The following is a 21,769-nucleotide window of genomic DNA, read 5'->3' as shown; positions in this document are numbered from 1 at the left end:
GCACTGCCACTTTCCTCTATGCCATTTCCCGGACAGATTCGAAGACTCCATGAGCAAGCGACGCGTTCTTACCGGCATCACCACCACGGGTACGCCGCATCTGGGCAACTATGTCGGCGCGATCAAGCCGGCCATCGCCGAGAGCCAGAATCCCGACGTCCAGTCCTACTACTTTCTCGCCGACCTGCACGCGCTGATCAAGTCGCAGGATCCGCAGCGCATTCAGCAGTCGCGTCTCGAGATCGCTGCCACCTGGCTTGCGCTGGGGCTGGATACCGATAACGCCATCTTCTATCGCCAGTCCGATATTCACGAGATTCCCGAGCTGACCTGGCTGCTTTCCTGCGTCTGCGCCAAGGGCTTGATGAATCGGGCCCATGCCTACAAGGCGGCGGTGGCAGACAACGAGGCCGTGGGCCAGAGCGATGCCGATCGCGGCATTACTATGGGCCTGTTCGGCTATCCCGTGCTGATGGCGGCAGACATCCTGATGTTCAACGCGCACAAGGTGCCGGTGGGCCGGGATCAGATTCAGCATATCGAGATGGCGCGCGATATGGCGGGGCGCTTCAATCATATCTACAAGGGCGATTATTTCACCCTGCCCGAGGCGATCGTCGACGAGAAGGTCGAGGTGTTGCGGGGCCTGGATGGCCGCAAGATGTCGAAGAGCTACGACAACACCATTCCGCTGTTCGTCAGCGAGAAGAAGCTGCTCAAGCTGGTGCGCAAGATCAAGACCAACTCGTTGGAACCGGGCGAGCCCAAGGATCCGGATACCTGCACGCTGTTCCAGATCTACTCGGCCTTCGTCACGGCGGAGGAGAGCGCGGCGATGCGTCAACGCTATCAGGAAGGTATCGGTTGGGGCGACGCCAAGAACGAGGTGTTCGAGTATCTCAACGCTCATCTGCGCGAGCCGCGCGAGCGCTATGAGGCGTTGATGAATGATCCTGGCCATATCGAGCAGGTGCTGGCGAAGGGCGCCGAGCGTGCGCGCGCCGAGGCCAATACGCTGATGGAGAGGTTGCGTATTGCGGTCGGGTTGGGCCGCTTCCAGTAAGCGTTTGCTCAAGCGGGAAAGCCGGCCACTGCGCCGGCTTTTTTGAGAGTGATTCAGATATATAACTAAATCAGCTAATCAAAGTCATTTTCGTCGTTTTCGTATTCCCGACCAAAAGACTAAAGTATCGCCATTCGATTTTAGTCTAAAGGAAGTTCCGCTTATGACGACTCTGACACGCACGTCGCCACCGGGGATCGGACGGCTATCGCCGAAGGCCTGGATCGCGGCAGTCCTGCTGGTGCTGGGTTCGCTGGCAGTTGGTCTGGCTTTTGGCGGTAATCAGGGCTGGCTGATGCTGGTCGGCGGGGCGTTGGGTATTGTGCTCTATCACGCCTCGTTCGGATTCACTTCCGCCTGGCGCGTGTTCATCACCGAGCGCCGCGGTCGTGGCCTGCGCGCGCAGATGGTGATGCTGGCACTCGCCGTGGTGCTGTTCTTTCCGGCATTGGGGGCGGGAACGCTGTTCGGCCATCCGGTGCAGGGCTTCGTGTCGCCGATCGGCGTTTCGGTGATCGTAGGCGCTTTCCTGTTCGGCGTGGGTATGCAGTTGGGCGGCGGTTGCGCTTCCGGGACGCTGTTCACCGTGGGTGGCGGTAACGCCCGCATGCTGATTACGCTGCTGTTCTTCATCGTCGGTTCGGTAATCGGCACGGCGCATTTTGCCTGGTGGCAGAGCCTGCCGGCCTTTCAACCGACCTCGATGATCGATCTGTTCGGCACCGGTGGTGGCATCGTTGCCAGCCTGGTGCTGTTCGCGGCGATCGCCGCGTTGACCATCGCCATGGAGAAACGTCGTCACGGCCAGCTGGAGCAGACCTCCTCGGTCTCGCCCGGCCCGGGTCGTTGGCTGACGGGCCCCTGGCCGATTCTCGCCGGTGCGGTTGGCCTGGCGCTGCTCAACTTCCTGACACTGGCGCTGGCCGGCCGCCCGTGGGGAATTACCTCGGCGTTTGCGCTGTGGGGCGCCCAGGCATTTCAGGCTGTCGGTGGCGATGTGACTGGCTGGGGCTACTGGCAAAATCCGGGACGCGCGGCGTCTCTCGACAGCAGTATCTTCAGTGATGTCACCACAGTGATGAACGTCGGGATCATTCTCGGCGCCGGGCTGGCGGCATCCCTAGCAGGGCGATTCGCGCCCAATTTCCGCATTCCGCTGCGTTCTGTCGCGGCAGCGGTGATCGGCGGTCTGTTTCTGGGCTACGGCGCTCGTCTGGCATTCGGCTGCAACATTGGGGCCTATTTCAGCGGTATCGCCTCCGGCAGTCTGCACGGCTGGCTATGGCTGGTGGCGGCGTTCGCCGGCAACATGTTCGGCGTCAAGCTGCGGCCGCTGTTCTTCCCTGGGCCCGCGAAACCGGTCGCGGCGAGCTGCTGATAACGGTTCGATGCCCTGATGAAAGCCCCGCTTCGGCGGGGCTTTTCAGTGTCGGATTAGTCTTTTGGCAAGGGTTTCCATCGCGGGCATGCCATTGACCGCGGCAGATGGCATACTGGTCGGCCCTCGGCCAGCCATGGGCTGGCCAGGCGTCTCTGCGGTTGCCAGGCAACTGCAGGAACGATAACGACAATGCGCCATCGGGCCTGCACCAACGACCGGTGAGCTCGCCCGGCCGAGAGGCGCGTTTCATTCGTTGGTTACCGCGAGAGTCGATTCATGTCCGATCACGCCAAGCGCCCGCTTTACATCCCCTACGCTGGACCGTCGCTACTGGAGACGCCGTTGCTCAACAAGGGCAGTGCCTTCACCAGCGAAGAACGGGTCGAGTTCAATCTGGTGGGTCTGCTGCCGCAGAACGTCGAGAGTATCGAAGAGCAGCTCGAACGCGCCTACCATCAGTACACGCTGTGTCAGAACAATCTCGACAAGCACATCTATCTGCGTGCGATTCAGGACGACAACGAGACGCTGTTCTTCCGTCTGCTGGAAGAGCATCTCGAGGAGATGCTGCCGATCATCTATACCCCGACGGTGGGTGAGGCGTGCGAAGAGTTCTCCAATATCTATCGCAATCATCGCGGTCTTTTCATCTCCTATCCCGACCGTCACCGCATGGAAGATATCCTGCGCAGCGCCACCAAGGACAAGGTCCGGGTGATCGTGGTGACCGACGGCGAGCGTATTCTCGGCCTGGGCGATCAGGGTATTGGTGGCATGGGGATTCCCATCGGCAAGCTTTCGCTCTACACCGCCTGCGGCGGTATCAGCCCGGCGTACACACTGCCGATCACGCTGGACGTGGGTACCAACAACCAGAAGCTGCTCGATGATCCGATGTACATGGGCTGGCGGCACAAGCGCGTCTCGCCGGACGAGTACGCCGAGTTCATCACCCTGTTCATGGAAGCGCTGAAGGCTCGCTGGCCGAATGTGCTATTGCAGTTCGAGGACTTCGCGCTGACCAACGCTATGCCGCTGCTGGAGCGCTATCGCGATGAGCTGTGCTGCTTCAACGACGATATCCAGGGCACGGCCTCGGTGGTAGTCGCCACGCTGCTAGCCTCGTGCAAGGCCAAGAACGTCAAGCTCAGCGAGCAGACGATCACTTTCGCGGGGGCCGGTTCCGCCGGTTGCGGTATCGCCGAGCAGATCGTGATCGCGATGACCCGCGAGGGGCTGACGGAAGACGAAGCGCGCCAGCGGGTCTTCATGGTCGACAAGGACGGCCTGCTGACCACCGACATGGAAGGGCTGCACAGTTTCCAGCAGCGCCTCGCCCATGATCCGGCGAAGCTGGATTTCGACAGCGACGTCCGTCTGCTGATCGACGTGATCCGCAATGCCAAGCCGACGATTCTGATCGGTGTTTCCGGTCAACGCGGCCTGTTCACCGAAGAGGTGATCAAGACGCTCAACGCCAACTGCGAGAACCCGCTGGTCATGCCGCTCTCCAACCCGACTTCCAAGGTCGAGGCGGTGCCGCAGGACGTGCTGGAATGGACCAACGGTCAGGCGATGGTCGCCACGGGGAGCCCGTTTCCGCCGGTGGAGATCAACGGTCGCGAGATTCCCATCGCGCAGTGCAACAACTCCTATATCTTCCCGGGCATCGGGCTGGGCGTGATCGCCGCCAACGCGACGCGCGTCACCGACAACATGCTGATGGCGGCGTCCAACGCGCTCGCCGACAGCGCTCCGATCGTCAAGACCGGTGAAGGCGCGCTGCTGCCGGCGCTGGGCGATATCCGCGAGATCAGTCAGCTGATCGCCTTCGCTGTCGGCAAGCAGGCCCAGACCGACGGTGTCGCGCTCTCGTCCAGCGACGAGGTGCTGTGGGGCGCGATCCACGGTCACTTCTGGTATCCGCGCTATCGGCAGTATCGTCGGCGTTCGATCTGATGTCGTGAGCTACGAGCTACGAGCTACGAGCTACGAGCTACGAGCTACGAGCTACGAACAAGCCCCGCCCGAGAGCGGGGATTGTTCGTTAATAGGTGTTTCTCTCCACGCTCGAAAATTGCCACCCTTCGACGCCTCCGCAATAGCGCTGAACGCAGGAACGACGAATCGGGTTTTGCGACATGGATGTCGCAAAAGGCGCGTTGGGCAGGATGCCCTTTTGCGCCGACCCGAATTCGGCGTGACAGCGTTCAGGGTTTCGCTATTGTGCGGCGTCAAAAAGGGGAGTGTGAGGGGCTTGCCCCTCACGACCATGAGCGGAAGGTAGGTTGATGCCGGATCAGTGATAACCACGAGGACATGAAATGAGTCTCCTCGTCCGGTTGGCGCAGGATCCACAAAAAAGCCCCACCAATCGGTGGGGCTTCGCTGACTGCCGTGCAACGCCATTCAAACGACGCGATATGCGTTTACAGCATGCTGCGCAGTACGTAGTGGAGAATACCGCCGTGACGGTAGTACTCCAGCTCGTTGGCGGTATCGATGCGGCACAGGGCGTCGATCTTCTTCTCGCCCTTGTCGGACGCAATGGTCACCTTGACCGTGCTGCCCGGCGCGAGATCCTTCAGGCCCTCGATGGAGACGGTTTCGTCGCCAGTCAGACCCAGCGTCTCGCGGCTCTCGCCTTCGGGGAACTGCAGCGGCAGCACGCCCATGCCGATCAGGTTGGAGCGGTGGATACGCTCGTAGGACTCGGTGATGACGGCGCGCACGCCAAGCAGACGCGTACCCTTAGCCGCCCAGTCACGCGAGGAGCCGGTGCCGTACTCTTTGCCGGCGATCACGACCAGCGGCGTGTCGTCTTCGGCGTACTTCATCGCCGCGTCGTAGATCGACATCTGTTCGCCGCTGGGCACGTGGCGCGTGTAGCCGCCTTCGACGTTTTCCAGCATCTCGTTGCGGATACGCACGTTGGCGAAGGTGCCGCGCATCATCACTTCGTGGTTGCCGCGACGCGAGCCGTAGGAGTTGAAATCCTTCACCGCCACACCGTGCTCCTGCAGATATTTGCCTGCAGGGCTGTCCGGCTTGATCGATCCCGCCGGCGAGATGTGGTCAGTGGTGACGGAGTCGCCGAGCTTGGCCAGCACGCGGGCATTCTTGACGTCCTCGACCGGTTTCGGCTCTTTCTCCATGCCCTCGAAGAACGGCGGATGCTGGATATAGGTCGAATCCTTGGACCAGGCGTAGACCTCGCTTTCCGGAAACTCGATCGACTGCCAGATCTCGTCGCCGTCGAAGACTTCGGCGTACTCCTTGCGATACATCTCGGTCTTGACCTTCTCGACCGCCTCGGCGATCTCGGCCTGGGACGGCCAGATATCCTTCAGGTAAACGTCGTTACCCTGTTGATCCTTGCCCAGCGGCTCCTTGGTCAAATCCTTGCGCACGTTGCCGGCCAGGGCATAGGCGACGACCAGGGGCGGCGACGCCAGCCAGTTGGTCTTGACCAGCGGATGCACGCGACCTTCGAAGTTGCGGTTACCGGAAAGCACCGAGGCAACGGTCAGATCGCCGTTGTTGACGGCTTTCTCGATCGGTTCGGGCAGCGGGCCGGAGTTGCCGATGCAGGTCGTGCAGCCGTAACCGACCAGATTGAAACCCAGCGCGTTGAGATCGTCCTGCACGCCGCCGGCGGCCAGGTAGTCGGTGACGACCTTGGAACCAGGTGCCAGCGAGGTCTTGACCCAAGGCTTGGTGGTCAGCCCTTTCTCGTGCGCCTTCCGCGCCAGCAGGCCGGCAGCCATCATCACGCTGGGGTTGGACGTGTTGGTGCAGGAGGTGATGGCGGCGATCACCACGGCGCCATGGTTGAGAGAGAACGATTCGCCCTCGTACTCGACTTGCTGACTGTCGCCGGTGCGGTAATCGCTGCCGGTCCGATAGCTCTCGCCGTCGGCAGGCGGAGCGCCGACCGCGGTATCGCCGCCTTCGGACATCCACTTGCCTTGCTCTTCCTTCGAGGCGTCCGGCTTATCGCCGTTCATCAGCCCTTCGAAAGTGGACTTCAGGTCGGTCAGGGCGACACGGTCCTGCGGACGCTTGGGGCCGGCCAGAGACGCCTCGACCTTGCCCATGTCGAGTTCGAGGGCGTCGGTGAAGGTCGGCTCGGCTCCCGGCTGACGCCACAGGCCCTGGGCCTGGGTGTAGGCCTTGACCAGTTCGATCTGCTCTTCTTCGCGACCGGTCAGGCGCAGGTAGTTGAGCGTTTCCTCGTCGACCGGGAAGAAACCGCAGGTGGCGCCGTATTCCGGTGCCATGTTGGCGATGGTGGCACGGTCGGCCAGCGGCAGATCGTCGAGGCCGTCGCCATAGAATTCGACGAACTTGCCCACGACGCCTTTCTTGCGCAGCATCTGGGTGACGGTCAGCACCAGATCGGTGGCGGTGATGCCCTCGTTGAGCTTGCCGGTCAGCTTGAAGCCGACCACTTCCGGAATCAGCATCGACACCGGCTGACCCAGCATCGCCGCTTCGGCTTCGATACCGCCCACGCCCCAGCCGAGAATGCCCAGGCCGTTGATCATGGTGGTGTGGGAATCGGTACCGACCAGGGTGTCCGGGAACGCGTAGGTCTTGCCGTCGACTTCCTTGGTCCACACCGTCTTGCCGAGATACTCGAGGTTGACCTGGTGGCAGATGCCGGTGCCCGGCGGTACGACGCGGAAGTTGTCGAAGGCGTCCTGGCCCCAGCGCAGAAATTCGTAGCGCTCGAGGTTACGTTCCATCTCCATCGCGACGTTGTCCTTGAACGCGGACGCGTCGCCAAAATGGTCGACCATCACCGAGTGGTCGATGACCAGATCCACCGGGGACAGAGGATTGATGCGCTCGGCCTTGGCGCCCAGCTTCTTGACCGCATCCCGCATGGCAGCCAGATCGACGACGCCGGGAACGCCGGTGAAGTCCTGCATCAATACGCGTGCCGGACGATAGCCGATCTCGCGAGTCGACTTGCCTTCCTTGAGCCAGTCGGCCAGCGCCTGGATATCGTCTTCCGACACGGTAGGGTCGTCGGCGTAGCGCAGCTGGTTTTCCAGCAGCACCTTGAGCGTCATCGGCAACTTGTCGATGTTGCCGAGGGTCTCGGCCGCCTTGGGCAGGCTGTAATAGTGAAAGGTCGTACCTTTGACGTCGAGCGTCGCTAGCGTATGACTTGGGGCTGTAGCCATCTCAGTGATCCTCCTCATGGCGGCGCCTGGCATCGAGATGCGGTGCCAACTCGCCTGTCCGGTTCCTGAACTACGATTCGCCAGCATTCAATCACTGCCGATCGTCTGTCGAAGGGGTGTCTTTGCACCGCTCTTATGTCTAGTTTCGGGTCTGGTTTCGAGCCTGGTTTCGGCTGATACGCTTTGCCCTGTCGGATGAAATTGCTCGAGATTCTCCAGCGGTCCGGCAAATAACATCGAGCACGGCGGCCGGACGAAACAGGTTGTCGACAATAATCATGGGTACAATAACATGGATTTTCAATCGGATGCTCCGCGACTATCGTCCGGTGCGGCCTTGAAAGCGCATCCCACCGCCACCAGTTTCAGCGTAGTTCGTGGTCATGGACTCTGCCGAAAGGACCTTGGCTCAGGGCGGGCTCTGGCTCAGGGCTCAGGGCATTGGCTGAGCGACTTTGATGAACAGCCTCGCCAGGAGCGCCATGACGTTGGCTCTGTAGCAGCCTGGCCACGCAAACGATCCGCATCGCGGGAGGTGACCCATGTCGCATGAATCGATCATCGAATGGCCGGTCAATTGTCCGTATTGCGACGCGCCGTTTTCACTGCTGCTGGACCTCAGCGCCGGCGGTTACGACACCTGGGAAGATTGCGTGGTCTGTTGTCAGCCAATTCACGTGGGCGTGAGAACGACGCTTTCCGGCGAGCTGGAGAGCGTCACGCTGGCGGATGACGACGACGTGGTATGAATAGGCATTGATAGAAACATCGCACTGTTTCAATAGTGAAGCGCTATACGATCTATTGCGGCAATTAAATTGGAGCATGAGAGGTTAGCCGTTAGTCTAACCGCTCAAGATTCTAACCCCTCGATAACCCACTATAGGAGATGCTCATGAGCGTACTCGTAGGTCGCCAGGCCCCGGATTTCGAAACGGCAGCCGTCATGCCTGATGGCTCCATCAAGGATGACTATCGTCTGTCCGACAGCAACGGCAAGATGCGCGTGCTGTTCTTCTGGCCGCTGGATTTCACCTTCGTCTGCCCGTCCGAGATCATCGCCCATGACAATCGTCTGGCGCAGTTCAAGGAACTTGGCGTCGAAGTGATCGGTGCCTCCATCGATTCCCAGTACACCCACCACGCCTGGCGCAAGACCTCGCCGGACGCCGGTGGCATCGGTGAAGTCGGTTTCCCGATCGTGGCCGACGTCAAGCACGATATCTGTCAGGCCTACGGGATCGAGCATCCGGAAGCCGGTGTCGCGCTGCGCGCCTCCTTCCTGATCGACGAAGACGGTGTCGTTCAGCACCAGACCGTCAACAACCTGCCGCTGGGTCGTAACGTCGACGAGATGCTGCGTATGGTCAAGGCGCTCAAGTACCACCAGACGAACGGCGAAGTCTGCCCGGCTGGCTGGGAAGAAGGCCAGGAAGGTATGAAGGACACCGCTGAAGGCGTGGCCAAGTACCTCGGCACTCATGCCGGCAGTCTGTAAGCCGCGCTGAGTTCCTGGGGCGACCGATACGGTCGCCCCATTCATTTCTGGTATCATCCCGGGTCATTTTGACATCCTGGGCTATTTGATAAGTGCCTTGCGGCATGCTTCGTATCGCGACGCATCCCACAAGGCGTTTGGATCGACACGCCAATCGAATCGACATCTGAACCGAGGTAGCCATGAGCGACGCGCGCCACGAACGTTTGATCATTCTGGGCTCCGGGCCGGCCGGTTATACCGCTGCCGTGTATGCGGCGCGAGCGAATCTCAAGCCGTTGCTGATCACCGGGATGCAGGCAGGCGGCCAGCTGACGACGACGACCGACGTCGACAACTGGCCCGGCGACGATGAAGGCGTTCAGGGCCCCGAGTTGATGGAGCGGATGCGCAAGCATGCCGAGCGCTTCCAAACCGAAGTGCTGTTCGATCATATCAACGAAGTCGAACTGCGCGAAAAGCCGTTCACCCTCAAGGGAGACAACGGCACTTACACCTGCGATGCCTTGATCATCGCCACTGGTGCCAGCGCCCGTTATCTCGGACTGCCTTCCGAACAACAGTTCATGGGGCAGGGCGTTTCCGCCTGCGCCACCTGTGACGGTTTCTTCTATCGCAATCAGCATGTGGTCGTGGTCGGCGGCGGCAATACGGCGATGGAAGAGGCGCTCTATCTTTCCAATATCGCTTCGAAGGTAACTCTGGTTCACCGCCGCGACGGGCTCCGGGGCGAGAAGATCCTGCAGGACCGCCTGCGGGAGAAGGTCGAGAACGGCAACATGGCGATCGAGTGGAACCATACTCTCGACGAAGTGCTGGGCGACGGCAGCGGCGTGACCGGCGCCCAGCTGCGCTCCACGCTGACCGGCGAGACCAAGCAGCTCGATGCCATGGGCGTCTTCATCGCGATCGGTCACACACCGAATACCGGCATCTTCGAGGGCCAACTCGACATGGCGAACGGCTATATCCGCGTCCAGTCCGGCCTGGAAGGTAATGCCACGGCGACCAGCGTTCCCGGTGTTTTCGCCGCCGGCGACGTCATGGATCACATCTATCGGCAGGCGATCACTTCCGCCGGCAGCGGCTGCATGGCGGCGCTGGATGCCGAGCGTTTTCTGGACGGTATCGACTGAGCCGGACGGGATGTCGCCGCACTGATGAAGCCCGGCTCCGGCCGGGCTTCATCGTGTCCAGGGGTGGTTCTGGATTCTTAACAGCGGTGGCTCTCAATAGTGAGGCGGGAGTTCGTTCTCGGGCTGCGGCATCTCTCCGCCCAGCTCGTCGATGGCCTGGCGTTGTTCGCTGAGTCTCGTGCGCAGCAAGGTATTGGCCCGGGTCAATCGCTCGAGTTCGGTTGCCTGCTCTCTGACCAGCCGATCCAGCGTTTCCAGCCAATCGTCCTGGAATGCCAGACGGCTCTCGAGAGCCTCGAAACGGGCGTCCGTGGTCATGCGCGAGGGTGAGTCTACCGTGCTAGACTTCCCTGGTTGCGTGTCATCTTTCATTCACGGCACCTTCAGTAAAAGTAGATTATTGACAGTCAGTTAGTGATAGTAGATGAGTGATGATGAGTATGAAAACCGTTCCTGCCCGCCATGAAAACGGGCTTTTTCCGTGTCCCGACGTCCAGAGATATGAGAATCCATGAATAGCAAGGTAATTCTGCGTTGTACGCTGATCAGTCTCCTCCTTTCGATACCTTCGCCATTGCTGATCGGTCTCCTGATCACGCTGATCAGCAGCATGCTGGCGACCGACCTGACCTGGTTTCTGAATGTGGAAGGGGTCTCCGCCATGTACGGTGCGACGGTGATCGCCGTGTTCATCGTGTTGTGGCTTGGCACCCTGGCCATGGCGCTGCTGTCGCCGGCCACACCCAGGGCGGTTACCGCCGCCATGCTCGCCGATGTCGAAAACGACGATCGCGAGCTGGGCGAGGTCAAGTGGTTCAACGTCAACAAGGGCTACGGGTTCATCACCCGCGCCGATGGTGAAGACGTGTTCGTGCATTTCCGCGCGATTCGCGGCAAGGGGCATCGTACCCTCGCCGAGGGGCAGAAAGTGCGTTATCACGTGATCGAGAATGATCGAGGTCTGCAGGCGGATGACGTTACCGTCATCACCTGATCTCGACCCGGGAAGCCTTTCTCGAAAAGCGCTTCTCGAAAAACGCTTCGATGCCTCTGAAAGCTTGCGCTTTCGGGGGCATTTTTCGTTGGTTGCCCGTCCGCCAGGTTAGGCATTGCCGAGGGAGTCGAACGCTATTGAACCCGCCGGAATCTGCCAGAGAAGATTGTTCCGACAGAATAAAGATTCAGACCAAAAAAAACCGGCGCCTGGGGAAGGCACCGGTTAAATAATTTGGTAGCGGGGACCGGATTTGAACCGATGACCTTCGGGTTATGAGCCCGACGAGCTACCAGACTGCTCCACCCCGCATCAACTTGTGGCGTATTATACGGATGGATTAGATGATGTCAATAGCCTCATCGTCATGATGATGTCCTGTGCGTCCGAGATGGCGCATGACGTTGTCGAACGCCGGTTCGTAGCGCTCCCAGATCTCCAGCGAGAGCGGGGCGATCGACAGCAGGCGCAGTAGCGTCTGCTCCAGTTCTTCGGGCGGCGTGGGCGGGCGACCCAGGCCATCGTTGAGTCTTGCCACCTGTACTTCGAGGCGCAGTGGCTCCAGCTCGGCGGGAATCGCATCGCCGGCCAGCAGCGCCAGCTGAACCAGACATCGCTGCAGACTCTCTTCGGCATTTTCCGGGGACTGCGTCCGTTGCTGGGCGCGACGAGCCTCGAAGGCGCGACGTACGTCGCCGTCGAGTTGTGCGGTGTCGAGTTCGCCTGCGATCGCCTGGCGCAGATAGCGCCGGTAGTCGGACCACTGGCTTGCCTCTTCGACCAGCGCAAGACGGTCCAGCGTCACTTCCCGAGCGTGAACGATGCCTTGCCAGCGCTTTTCCATGCCGTCGCTGCGCCGGCTGCGTGGCAGCGGAATCAGGCGCTGAGCCTCCGCCAATGCCGCGTCGAGCACGTGGCGCTCGCGACCGGACTCCGGCTGCCAGGCATCGAGACGGTCGATCAGCGCCTGCATGTCGTCGAACCGTTGCTGCTGGCGTGTCTGCTGCTCGTCACGAACGGTGTCGCGAGCGGCAAAAATGGTATCGCAATGGGTACGGAACTGTTGCCACAGCGTCTGCTCGATCCCTTTGGGGGCGCGTCCCATCTCGCGCCAGCGCTGTTGCAGCGTCTTGGCCTGCTCGGCCCGCTGCGTGGCGGGTGCGCTGTCGTCGGCGAGTTGTCGGGCCTGTTCGACCAGTGCCCGCTTGCGATTGGCGACGTCGCCGGCGCGCTCGTCGATCAATGCCTGTAGCTGGCGGCGAAGGCGGGCGTAATGCCGCCCGGTGGAAGCCGCCTGGCGTTTCGGGATCGGCCAGTGATGGTCCCACTGTTCCTGGGCGGCATCGCGCACTCGGCGCAGGCCATCGGGGTCGGCCGCCGCGGAAGGGTTGGCGAGCAGCGCCTCCAGTTGATCGCAGAGAGCTCGGCGGGAGGCCAGATTGTCCTGCTCCCGCGAATTCAGCTCGGCTTCCCAGTCTGCCAGCTGCGCATGCAGCGCGTCGGAGGCGGCGCGGAAACGCTGGGCCAGGTCGCGGGTCGCCGCGGCATCACCGAGTAGACGCCAGTCGCGGATCAACTGCTGGTGGCGACGATGACGCTCGGCATCCGGTTGATCGCGGGCTTCGACCAGCGCTTCGATATTTGCCAGCAAGGCCTCGCGCTTGGGCGCCGCCGCAAAGCCGCGCCAATCCCGCAGCTCGGCAAGGCGAGCGGTCTGCTGCTTGTAAAGCTGCTCATGCGTCGAAGACAACGTCTGCTCGCTGGACTCCAGATGCTGACGCAGACGACGATGTAGCTGGGAGGCGGGGCGATAGCGCCCCTGGTCGAGTTCCTGGGTCAGCGCTTCGAGATGGCGGCCGAGCTCCTCATCCGACCAGTGCTCTTCGACCTTGGCGGCGTTCTGCGCGCTGGCGTAGCGCTCGCTGGCTGCGGCCTGACGTTGCGCATCGAGGACCAGCTCGGTCGGTGGCAGCGCGGCCGGCCAGGCCAGACGATCGAGCGCGGGCTGCAACGGCTCGTCCTTTTCGAGGCCCTCGCGCAGGGCCGGCGCTTCCGCCTGCAGCCGCTCCCAGGCCTGCCAGATGGATTGCGCCTGCTGGTCGAGCGCCAGATAGCGCTGCTGGAAAGACTCGCTGACGCCGTAGCGATCCGAGACGTCCTGCCAGCGCTCCTCCTGCAGCCGCCATTTGCCTTGCAGCGCCTGCATGACCTCCGGGGTCAGGCGGTCGGCTTCAGCCACGATCCTCAAGGCCTGGTTCAGCGCTTCGAGAATGCCTTCGCGAGTCGCCTGCGCCTCGCTTTTCTCGCGCTGGACGCGCTCGATCTCTCGAGACTGGTGTTCGTGCTCGGCCACTCGCTGGCGGCAGCGCGCCACTGCAGCGTCGAACCGAGCTCGCTGTTCCTCGTCGGCACTGCTGGTCAGCGCGTCCCAGTTCTTGATCCAGTGCTTCAGGCGCGCCTCGAAGGTAGGTTCCCAGGACCGATTGGCCTGGGCCTCCAGCGTGACCAGAAGCTGTTCGCGCTCGCTCTCTTCCCGGGCCTGCTGTTCGGCGTCGGAGCGCAGGCGTGCCAGACGCTCACGGGCGAGTCGGGCGACCTGCTTGTCGCGGCGCGCCTGCTTGACCAGAAGCGTCAACCCTTCCGCGGTGGTGACTCGGTCGGCGGCGGCGTGACGCACGGCTGTGATGCCGTTGTCACTGGCGTGGTGGATCAGGCGGTCTTCATCGTCGATACGCGCCAGCGCCGCCAGGCGTAACGCCTGATTGTCGCTGTGAACGATCAGGGCATCGATCAGGGCAAAGTCCTCGAGCTGCTCGACCTTGGCCAGACGCGTATCGAGATCGGGGCTGGGCGATACGCGACCGCCGAGCAGGTCGACCAGACGCTGGAACGATTCCTCGCTTGGCGATTGGCGGTGCCACTGAAAGAGCGGATCGAGTTCCTGCACTCGCGCCAAGGCTGCCCTGCGAACCTCGGGCGATTCGTCCTGGGCGAGCTGTCGCAGCGTGTCGAGATCGTTCGGGCTCAGCTGAGAGGCGGCTTGGGCGCGGACAGCGGGATCCTTGTGCCGCCAGCGGGGAGAGAAAAAACGTTGAAAGAGTCCTGGCATGGCCGGTGTGGCATCCTGAAAACGACGAGGCTGGCAAAGGTCGGCCTCGCAACTTGGCGGCGCCGACGGCAACTGTCTATCTAACCATCTGACGGCCGGCGGTAAAAGCCCGATTGATGGACGTCGGTCTGCGATGAAGTCTGGTATTGATGGATGCGGCGGTCTGCGACCAATGAATGCATCGGTCCGGGATCGTCAGGTGCGTCGGTCTGCGGAGACACCTGACAAAAGGTCTGAGGAGCCTTATGATCGGTTGCAGCGACGTCCGCCCTCGCTTAGCGTAACCCCATTCCCCCGCCGCGGAGTTCGGTCATGAGTCTCAACAGGGATCGGGCAGATACTGCCTTTACCTTCAAAGGTGGCATGTTGCCGATGACAGTCATGGAATTGGCCAGTGGCGACCCGGAGCGCATTCGTGCGCAACTGGCCGGCAAGGTCAGCCAGGCTCCTGCCTTCTTCCAGCACACGCCGGTGGTGTTGAGCGTCGAGCAGATCGATGAGCCTCATCTCGCGCTCGAGCGCATCTGCGCGGTGTGTCGCGCGCACAAGCTGTTGCCGGTGGCCGTGCGCGGCGGGTCGGATCCGGTCAAACAGTCGGCATGGGCATTAGGGTTGGGATGGTTTCCGCCTCAGGAAACCCGCCCGCGGGCGGTCGAGATGCGACCCGCCGAATCCCGGCTCGTCGAGGCGTCGGTGGAAGCCGAAGCCGAACTGCCGGTGCCGGAAGCGGCGGCGCACGCCGGCGGACGTATTCATCGCGGCACGGTGCGCTCCGGCCAGCAGATTTCCGCCTCCGAAGGCGACCTGGTCGTGATCGGCGCGGTCAATCCCGGTGCCGAAGTGCTGGCTGCCGGCAGCGTCCACGTCTACGGACCCTTACGCGGGCGGGCGCTGGCCGGTATCCATGGCGATCGTGAGGCCGGTATCTTCTGCCACGATCTGAATGCCGAGTTGCTTTCCGTGGCAGGGACTTACAAGCGTCTCGAGGATATCGATCCCAAGATGCTGGGATGTTCTGTCCAGGTGCGGCTCAAGGAAGACCAGTTAAGGATCTCGGCGCTGACCTGAATGGCGCGAGAGTGATCAACATTTATCGGGCAACAGGAAGTTCATCTTGGCCAAGATCATCGTTGTAACATCCGGTAAAGGTGGCGTCGGTAAAACGACCAGTGCGGCGGCCATTGCCACGGGGCTGGCTCTGCGCGGCAACAAGACCGTGGTCATCGACTTCGACGTGGGCCTGCGTAACCTCGACCTGATCATGGGTTGCGAGCGCCGAGTCGTCTACGACCTGGTCAATGTCATCCAGGGCGAGGCCGGCCTCAAGCAGGCCATGATTCGCGACAAGCGCTCCGAGAATCTGCATATCCTTCCCGCCTCCCAGACGCGCGACAAGGATGCGTTGACACTAGAAGGCGTGGAGAAGGTGCTGATGGATCTCTCCGAAGAGTTCGATTACATCATCTGCGATTCCCCCGCCGGTATCGAACGCGGTGCCCAATTGGCGCTCTACTTCGCCGATGAGGCCGTCGTCGTCACCAACCCGGAAGTCTCGTCGGTTCGAGATTCCGATCGCATTCTCGGGCTGCTGTCGTCCAAATCGCGTCGGGCCGAGCAGGGTCGTGAACCGATCAAGGAGCATCTGCTGGTCACCCGCTACAATCCGAACCGGGTCGATGACGGTGACATGCTCAACCTGGATGACATTCGCGAGATTCTGGCCATCGATCTGGTCGGTCTGATACCCGAATCGGAAGCCGTACTGCGTGCCTCCAACCAGGGGGTGCCAGTCATCCATGACGACAAGAGCGACGCCGGCCAGGCGTACGCGGATACCGTGTCGCGTCTGATGGGTGAAGACGTGCCGCTACGTTTTCAGTCGGTGCAGAAACGTGGACTGATCGCACGCATGTTCGGAGGAGGAGGCCGCCGGTGAGGCTACTCGATTTTCTCAAGGGCGAACGCAAGAAATCGGCATCCGTTGCCAAGGAACGGCTGCAGATCATCGTCGCCCATCAGCGCGGGCATCGCGGGCAGCCCGACTACATGCCGATGCTGGAGCAGGAGCTGCTCGCGGTCATTCGGCGGTACGTCAAGGTCGACCAGGATGCCATCAATATCAGCCTCGACAGCGACAACGACTGCTCGGTACTCGAACTCAACGTGACGCTGCCCAACGAAGGCGAGGCGGCCAAGAGCTGACTGCCAGTGTCGACCATGATCGTGTCAGTGGCTCATGGCGACGGCTTCCGGCAATGGCTCTTGTCCAACTCTTGCCAACAGACGGGCGCTCGAGGAATGGGTCTGGCATGGCAGCCGCACATGAGTCGTGTGGCCGGCTATGCTAGGCTTGGGCTTTTGCGCAGGCGGAGAGCGGTATGGCCGAGAGCGGAAGGGCCCAGAGCAACAAATTCCAGAGCCAAAAAGTCCAGCCTCAGGCAGAGCCTACCTTTCTCTGGCACGACTATGAAACCTTCGGCGCCGATCCGCGCCGGCATCGGGCGTCGCAGTTCGCAGCGATTCGCACCGATGCCGACTTCAACGAGATCGGCGAGCCGCTGACGCTCTATGCTCGGCCGGCCGATGATGACCTGCCCAGCCCTCAAGCCTGTCTGATTACCGGTATCACCCCTCAGGCGGCGTTACGGCGTGGCGTCCCCGAAGTCGAGTTCGCTGCGCGCATCCAGGCGGAAATGAGCGTTCCCGGCACCTGCTCGCTGGGCTACAACAGCCTGCGCTTCGATGATGAAGTCAGCCGTCACCTGTTCTATCGCAACCTGTTCGACCCCTATGCGCGTGAATGGCAGAACGGCAATTCCCGTTGGGATCTGATCGATGCCGTGCGCGCTTTCCACGCCGTGCGCCCCGACGGTATCGAATGGCCAAAGCGTGAAGACGGTGCACCGAGTTTCAAGCTCGAGCATCTGACCGCGGCCAACGGCATCGAGCACGAAGGCGCTCACGATGCGCTTGCCGACGTGCGTGCCACCATCGGCCTGGCGCGACTGCTACGGGCGCGGAATGCCAAATTCTTCGATTACCTGCTGTCGCTGCGCAGCAAACGACGCGTGGCCGGGCTGCTCGATGTCGATGCGCGCAAGCCGATGCTGCACATTTCCCGGCGATATCCCGCCAGTCGCGGTTGCAGTGCTCTGGTCGTACCGCTGGCCATGCATCCATCCAACCCCAACGGCGTCATCGTATACGATCTTGCCGTCGACCCGGCGCCGCTGTTCTCGCTGACGCCAGAAGAGATTCGCGCGCGTATTTTCGTCAGCGACAACGAGCTGGCCGAGGGCGAGACGCGCATCCCGCTGAAAGTGGTCCACCTCAACCGCAGCCCGGTGCTGTTGCCGATCGCCACGGCCGACGATGCCGTTGCCAAGCGTGTGGGGCTCGACCGGGCACTCTGCGAACAGCACTGGCAGGCGCTGGTGCAGAATCCCGAGTCTTCCAGCAAGGCCGCGCTGGCGTTTGCCGAATCGCCACCGGATCCGCCGTCGGATCCCGATCTGATGCTTTATTCCGGTGGCTTCTTCTCGCCGCACGACCGACAGGTCATGGAGCGCGTGCACGCCACGTCCCCCGATGACCTGGGGACCACCGCTTTCGCCTTTCAGGATCCGCGTCTCGAGGAGATGCTGTTCCGGCTGCGGGCGCGAAGTTATCCGGACACGCTCGACAGTGAAGAGAAGTCCCAGTGGGACGCCTTCCGCTGGGCGCGGATGAACGATGCCAAGAGCGGCGGGGTGACGCTCAAGGATTTCGCCCGCGAGATCGAACGCCTCAATCAGACCCCGCTCGAGGATCGCGAACGCCAGGTCCTCGAGGAACTGGTGATGTACGTCGAATCGATCATGCCGGAACAGGCCTTCGACGCCTACTGAGACGTTCCGGGCCCGATCCTCGAAGTCATAACCCCCGGGCGATGTCCAAGGTGATGAACCGAAGCGCTATCGTCGGTCATCGCGTTGTCACACTCTCTGCCTAGCCTGCATTCCCTTGATGACAACCAACAAGCAGGGATCAGGGGACTTTCATGGGGATCGAGATCAGACGGCGTCGCGGCGTGACGCTGATGGCAGCGTCATTTTCGGCCGCGGCGCTATCGGCACTGATGCCGGCGCTGAGCCTTGCCGACGTCTACACCCTCGCTAGTGGCAACACCGAAGCGACACCTCGCAGCGTGACCGGTACGGATACGTTGAGCATCGAGGCCGGGGCCGTGCTCGATACCGAGGAGACGGCGATCGAGTGGACCGGGGCGTCGCCCGATGCCGGCGTATCCATCACCAACGCCGGCTCGATTCTCAGTCGGGACCGTGGCATTGATACCGATGGCGACGAGAGCGAGCGCTCGCTGACGCTGTACAACGCCGCCGGTGCGGTCATTGAAACGGGTGACGACGCCTTTCGGGTCGACACCGACGTCACCGATGGCAAGATCACCGTCGATAACGCAGGCACCCTGCACTCGGCCGGCGGTCAGGTTCTGGATTTCGACTCGATCGAATCGCCGACGGCCGTCGTCACGATCAGCAATGCCGAAAGTGGCCTGATCGAGGCCGCCGACAATGATGCGATTCGCCCGGGTACCGGCACGATCAGCATCGATAATGCGGGCCGGATTCTGTCGACGGCCTCCGCCAATCGGGCAATCAATGTCGCCGATGTCGCCAACCTCTCCGAATTTCATCTGATCAACGACAGTACCGGGATCATCGAGTCCATCGACGACGCCGTGCGAATCGATGGCGATGACGACCAGCAGGGCGCCAATGGCGTCGTCACGGTCGACAACGACGGCCTGATTCTCTCCTCCGGCACCGGCGACGATGCCGGGCAGGCGATCGATTTCGATCACATCGAGTCCGGCCAGGTCGACGTCACGATCAACAACTACGCCGGCGGCGAAATCCGGGCCGAAGATGCCGATGGCGTGCGTCCCGGCGAGGGCGCCACGGTCAATAATGCCGGCACCATCGTTTCCAACAGCGCCGAGCCTGACGCCTCCAACGACGGCGTCGATCTTCAAGGCCATGCCGCGACGATCAACAACCTGGCCGGCGGCACGATCTCCGGCGCGCGCCACGGCATCACCACCGACGTCGATGTGACCGTCTACAACGCGGCCGGGGCGACGATCCGGGGTCGCAATGGCTCGGGTGTCGGCTCCGATGGCAATGGAACGGTCGTCAACGAGGGCCTGATCAGCGGTGATATCGATACCGACTCCGAGCTGGGCGACGGCGACGGCGTGGATATCGACTACATCGGCGAGATCACCAACGGCGGCACGATCCGGGGAACCGGCGCCAAGGGCCAGAAGCCGGGCGATACGCCCAATCAGAGCGAAGGGATCGCCATGGGCGGCGGCGCCATCGTCAATGCCAACGAGAGTGCGCTAATCAGCGGCGCCGACAACGGCATTCTGATCGACGATGGTAGCAGCGGCGGCGCTTATGGCGAGACCACGATCGTCAACCGCGGCACCATCGAAGGCGTCGACGGTTACGGCATTTCGCTGGTGGGCGACTTCGACGACACCGTCGTCAATTCGGGGCTGATCGCCGGCGGTAACGGTCTGGCGTTGGCGTTCGGCGATGGCGACGATACGCTGGTCGTCGAGACTGGCGGGAGTTTCGACGGTCGCATCGACGGCGGGGATGGCGTCGATAGCATCGTGCTCGACGGTGATGGCGAATTCGCCGGCGGCGACAATTTCGAGTCGCTCTCGATCAAGGGTGATTGGCGGCTCACCGGTACTCAGCAGTATGCCGACGGGATCGATCTCGCCAGTGGCAGCCGTCTCGACCTTGACGGCACACTGGATGGCGCGCTGGCGGTTGCGGCCGATGGCGTGCTCGAGGGTAACGGCACGCTGGGGGACGTGACCATGGATGGCACGATTTCACCCGGTCACTCCGTCGGCCAGCTGAACGTGGCCGGCGATTACCAGCAGACCGCCGGTTCGACTTATCAGGCGGAGATCGATGGCGCCGGGAGCGCCGATCAAATCCGCGTCGATGGCACGGCGGCGCTGGCGGGTGATCTCGTCGTGACACCGCTGTCGGATGACGCTTACGCGAGCTCGAGCTATACGCTGCTCACCGCAGCCGAGGGCGTCAGCGGGGGCTACACCGACCCCGAGGCGTATTCGCCGTTTTTCGATCTCGATCTGGATTATCAGGCGAATGCTGTGGTGCTCGAGGTCACGCGCAACGACACACGCTTCGCCGATCTTGCCGCGACCGATAATCAGCGGGCGACCGCGGCCGGGCTCGAGAGTCTGGGTGCGGGCAACGGTATCTATGACGCGATCATCCGCACGACCGACACCGCGAAGCTTCGCCACGATTACGACGCGCTTTCCGGCGAGATTCATGCCAGCACGCGCACCGGGCTGATCGAGGAGAGTCGGTTCGTGCGCGAGGCCGTGTTCGACCGAATGCGTCGTGCAGACTCGGGTTCCTCACGCGTCGCCATCGCCACGGGCGCCGCATCGGCGACGAAAGGACTGTCGAACGACCGATCGGGGTTCTGGCTGCAAGGGTTCGGCGGCTGGGGTGAGAGTGACGGCGATGGCAATGCCGCCGGGCTTGAGCGCTCGACACATGGGCTTTTCGTGGGCGTCGATACGCTGATGGGCGGCGCTGACGATAGCGCATGGCGACTCGGTTTGGCGGGTGGCTATAGCCGCTCGGACTACGATGTCGACCGTCGCGATTCGTCTGCCGATATCGACAGCTACACCCTGGCCGCCTACGCCGGCCGATCCTTCGGGCCGTTGGGTCTGCGTCTGGGTGCGGCGCAATCCTGGCACGATGTCGACACGCGCCGCTCGATCGACGTCGCGGACTTCGAAACGGCCAAGGCTTCCTACGATGCTCGCACCGCTCAAGTGTTCGGCGAGATCGGCATCTCTCTGACGGCGGGCCGGATTCGGCTGGAGCCCTACGCCGGACTCGCCTATATCGATCTGCACAGCGACGGCTATCAGGAGAGCGGAAAGGCGGGCCTGCATGGCCAGGATGGGGACGCCGACGTTACCTTTTCGACGCTGGGGCTGCGGTCGACAACGCCATTCGAGATCGGCAGTGTAAACGCCGGTTGGCAGGCGGCGGTGGGTTGGCAGCACGCTTTTGGCGAGCGGACACCGACGGCGGACCAGGCATTCCGGGGCGGGGACACCTTTTCGGTCGATGCCGTTCCGGTGGGCGAGGACGCCATCACGCTCGAAACCGGGATCGATATGGCACTCTCACCGGCAACCTCGGTGGGGGTAGGCTACACGGGCAGACTGGCCAGCGATGCACGGGACCAGAGTGTCGGCGCCAATCTGAAGATACGTTTCTAGGCACTATCCGGTAATCGACCGCGCCGAGCCTGCGCTAAC

15 protein-coding genes and 1 tRNA gene are annotated in these 21,769 nt (G+C 62.2%); 12 read left to right on the top strand and 4 right to left on the bottom strand.

The window, feature by feature from the left end; translation table 11 throughout:
- The first annotated feature begins 49 nt into the window (after positions 1-49).
- The 3 genes from ACUN9V_RS12445 to ACUN9V_RS12435 all read left to right on the top strand — a co-directional run bounded on the left by ACUN9V_RS12445 (position 50) and on the right by ACUN9V_RS12435 (position 4,403).
- Positions 50-1,063: a tryptophan--tRNA ligase gene (locus ACUN9V_RS12445; RefSeq protein ID WP_075563224.1), complete on the top strand. Its 1,014-nt coding sequence runs from the start codon at positions 50-52 to the stop codon at positions 1,061-1,063.
- Between the two features lie 163 nt (positions 1,064-1,226).
- Positions 1,227-2,441 (top strand): YeeE/YedE family protein, encoded by a 1,215-nt coding sequence (locus tag ACUN9V_RS12440; RefSeq protein WP_075563225.1) that lies wholly within the window; start codon positions 1,227-1,229, stop codon positions 2,439-2,441.
- Positions 2,442-2,720: 279 nt separating this feature from the next.
- Positions 2,721-4,403: an NAD-dependent malic enzyme gene (locus ACUN9V_RS12435; RefSeq protein WP_445511615.1), complete on the top strand. Its 1,683-nt coding sequence runs from the start codon at positions 2,721-2,723 to the stop codon at positions 4,401-4,403.
- A gap of 470 nt (positions 4,404-4,873) precedes the next feature.
- Here ACUN9V_RS12435 and acnA read toward each other — a convergent pair whose 3' ends face one another.
- A complete protein-coding gene (gene acnA, locus ACUN9V_RS12430; RefSeq protein ID WP_075560761.1) occupies positions 4,874-7,636 on the bottom strand; it encodes an aconitate hydratase AcnA in 2,763 nt (920 codons plus the stop codon).
- Between the two features lie 542 nt (positions 7,637-8,178).
- Here acnA and ACUN9V_RS12425 point away from each other — a divergent pair.
- From ACUN9V_RS12425 to trxB, 3 genes are all read left to right on the top strand, one after another.
- Positions 8,179-8,385 carry a CPXCG motif-containing cysteine-rich protein gene (locus ACUN9V_RS12425; RefSeq protein ID WP_075560762.1) on the top strand — a complete coding sequence of 69 codons (207 nt, stop codon included), beginning with the start codon at positions 8,179-8,181 and terminating at the stop codon, positions 8,383-8,385.
- A 146-nt stretch (positions 8,386-8,531) separates the two neighbouring features.
- Positions 8,532-9,134 (top strand): peroxiredoxin, encoded by a 603-nt coding sequence (locus ACUN9V_RS12420; protein WP_075560763.1) that lies wholly within the window; start codon positions 8,532-8,534, stop codon positions 9,132-9,134.
- Positions 9,135-9,316: 182 nt separating this feature from the next.
- Positions 9,317-10,270, top strand: a complete 954-nt coding sequence (gene trxB / locus ACUN9V_RS12415) for a thioredoxin-disulfide reductase (protein ID WP_110691474.1) — start codon at positions 9,317-9,319, stop codon at positions 10,268-10,270.
- A 93-nt stretch (positions 10,271-10,363) separates the two neighbouring features.
- Here the strand turns inward: trxB and ACUN9V_RS12410 are convergent, their stop codons facing one another.
- Positions 10,364-10,588, bottom strand: a complete 225-nt coding sequence (locus tag ACUN9V_RS12410) for a SlyX family protein (RefSeq protein WP_445511614.1) — start codon at positions 10,586-10,588, stop codon at positions 10,364-10,366.
- Positions 10,589-10,781: 193 nt separating this feature from the next.
- Between ACUN9V_RS12410 and ACUN9V_RS12405 the strand changes: the two genes are divergently transcribed.
- The gene (locus tag ACUN9V_RS12405) at positions 10,782-11,264 is read left to right on the top strand and encodes a cold-shock protein (RefSeq protein WP_075560766.1); all 483 of its coding nucleotides are present in this window, start codon (positions 10,782-10,784) and stop codon (positions 11,262-11,264) included.
- A gap of 235 nt (positions 11,265-11,499) precedes the next feature.
- Here ACUN9V_RS12405 and ACUN9V_RS12400 read toward each other — a convergent pair.
- Both ACUN9V_RS12400 and ACUN9V_RS12395 read right to left on the bottom strand, forming a co-directional pair.
- A tRNA-Met gene (locus tag ACUN9V_RS12400) sits at positions 11,500-11,576 on the bottom strand.
- A 28-nt stretch (positions 11,577-11,604) separates the two neighbouring features.
- On the bottom strand, positions 11,605-14,373 hold the full coding sequence (locus ACUN9V_RS12395; RefSeq protein WP_445511613.1) for a DUF349 domain-containing protein: 2,769 nt from the start codon (positions 14,371-14,373) through the stop codon (positions 11,605-11,607).
- A 312-nt stretch (positions 14,374-14,685) separates the two neighbouring features.
- Here ACUN9V_RS12395 and minC point away from each other — a divergent pair, with 312 nt between their 5' ends.
- From minC to ACUN9V_RS12370, 5 genes are all read left to right on the top strand, one after another.
- Entirely contained in the window at positions 14,686-15,441 is a 756-nt protein-coding gene (gene minC / locus ACUN9V_RS12390; RefSeq protein ID WP_445511612.1) for a septum site-determining protein MinC, read from the top strand.
- A 46-nt stretch (positions 15,442-15,487) separates the two neighbouring features.
- Positions 15,488-16,309, top strand: coding sequence for a septum site-determining protein MinD (gene minD / locus ACUN9V_RS12385; RefSeq protein ID WP_075560769.1), 822 nt, complete (start codon positions 15,488-15,490; stop codon positions 16,307-16,309).
- Positions 16,306-16,575: a cell division topological specificity factor MinE gene (gene minE, locus ACUN9V_RS12380; RefSeq protein ID WP_075560770.1), complete on the top strand. Its 270-nt coding sequence runs from the start codon at positions 16,306-16,308 to the stop codon at positions 16,573-16,575. The genes minD and minE overlap by 4 nt, the downstream gene beginning before the upstream one ends.
- Before the next feature lie 176 nt (positions 16,576-16,751).
- Positions 16,752-18,260, top strand: a complete 1,509-nt coding sequence (gene sbcB / locus ACUN9V_RS12375; protein ID WP_445511611.1) for an exodeoxyribonuclease I — start codon at positions 16,752-16,754, stop codon at positions 18,258-18,260.
- 152 nt (positions 18,261-18,412) lie between these two features.
- Positions 18,413-21,730 carry an autotransporter outer membrane beta-barrel domain-containing protein gene (locus ACUN9V_RS12370; protein WP_445511610.1) on the top strand — a complete coding sequence of 1,106 codons (3,318 nt, stop codon included), beginning with the start codon at positions 18,413-18,415 and terminating at the stop codon, positions 21,728-21,730.
- The last annotated feature ends 39 nt before the right edge of the window (positions 21,731-21,769 follow it).

This window comes from Salinicola sp. V024 (genome assembly GCF_052645315.1).
Note: the sequence above shows the minus strand (reverse complement) of the source record. Positions and strands in the feature narration are given on the sequence as shown.

Bases quoted from the DNA above. Each gene is read 5' to 3' on its own strand.
- ACUN9V_RS12445 (WP_075563224.1), top strand. From the start codon at position 50: ATGAGCAAGCGACGCGTTCTTACCGGCATCACCACCACGGGTACGCCG.
- ACUN9V_RS12440 (WP_075563225.1), top strand. From the start codon at position 1,227: ATGACGACTCTGACACGCACGTCGCCACCGGGGATCGGACGGCTATCG.
- ACUN9V_RS12435 (WP_445511615.1), top strand. From the start codon at position 2,721: ATGTCCGATCACGCCAAGCGCCCGCTTTACATCCCCTACGCTGGACCG.
- acnA (WP_075560761.1), bottom strand. From the start codon at position 7,636: ATGGCTACAGCCCCAAGTCATACGCTAGCGACGCTCGACGTCAAAGGT.
- ACUN9V_RS12425 (WP_075560762.1), top strand. From the start codon at position 8,179: ATGTCGCATGAATCGATCATCGAATGGCCGGTCAATTGTCCGTATTGC.
- ACUN9V_RS12420 (WP_075560763.1), top strand. From the start codon at position 8,532: ATGAGCGTACTCGTAGGTCGCCAGGCCCCGGATTTCGAAACGGCAGCC.
- trxB (WP_110691474.1), top strand. From the start codon at position 9,317: ATGAGCGACGCGCGCCACGAACGTTTGATCATTCTGGGCTCCGGGCCG.
- ACUN9V_RS12410 (WP_445511614.1), bottom strand. From the start codon at position 10,588: ATGACCACGGACGCCCGTTTCGAGGCTCTCGAGAGCCGTCTGGCATTC.
- ACUN9V_RS12405 (WP_075560766.1), top strand. From the start codon at position 10,782: ATGAATAGCAAGGTAATTCTGCGTTGTACGCTGATCAGTCTCCTCCTT.
- ACUN9V_RS12395 (WP_445511613.1), bottom strand. From the start codon at position 14,373: ATGCCAGGACTCTTTCAACGTTTTTTCTCTCCCCGCTGGCGGCACAAG.
- minC (WP_445511612.1), top strand. From the start codon at position 14,686: ATGAGTCTCAACAGGGATCGGGCAGATACTGCCTTTACCTTCAAAGGT.
- sbcB (WP_445511611.1), top strand. From the start codon at position 16,752: ATGGCCGAGAGCGGAAGGGCCCAGAGCAACAAATTCCAGAGCCAAAAA.
- ACUN9V_RS12370 (WP_445511610.1), top strand. From the start codon at position 18,413: ATGGGGATCGAGATCAGACGGCGTCGCGGCGTGACGCTGATGGCAGCG.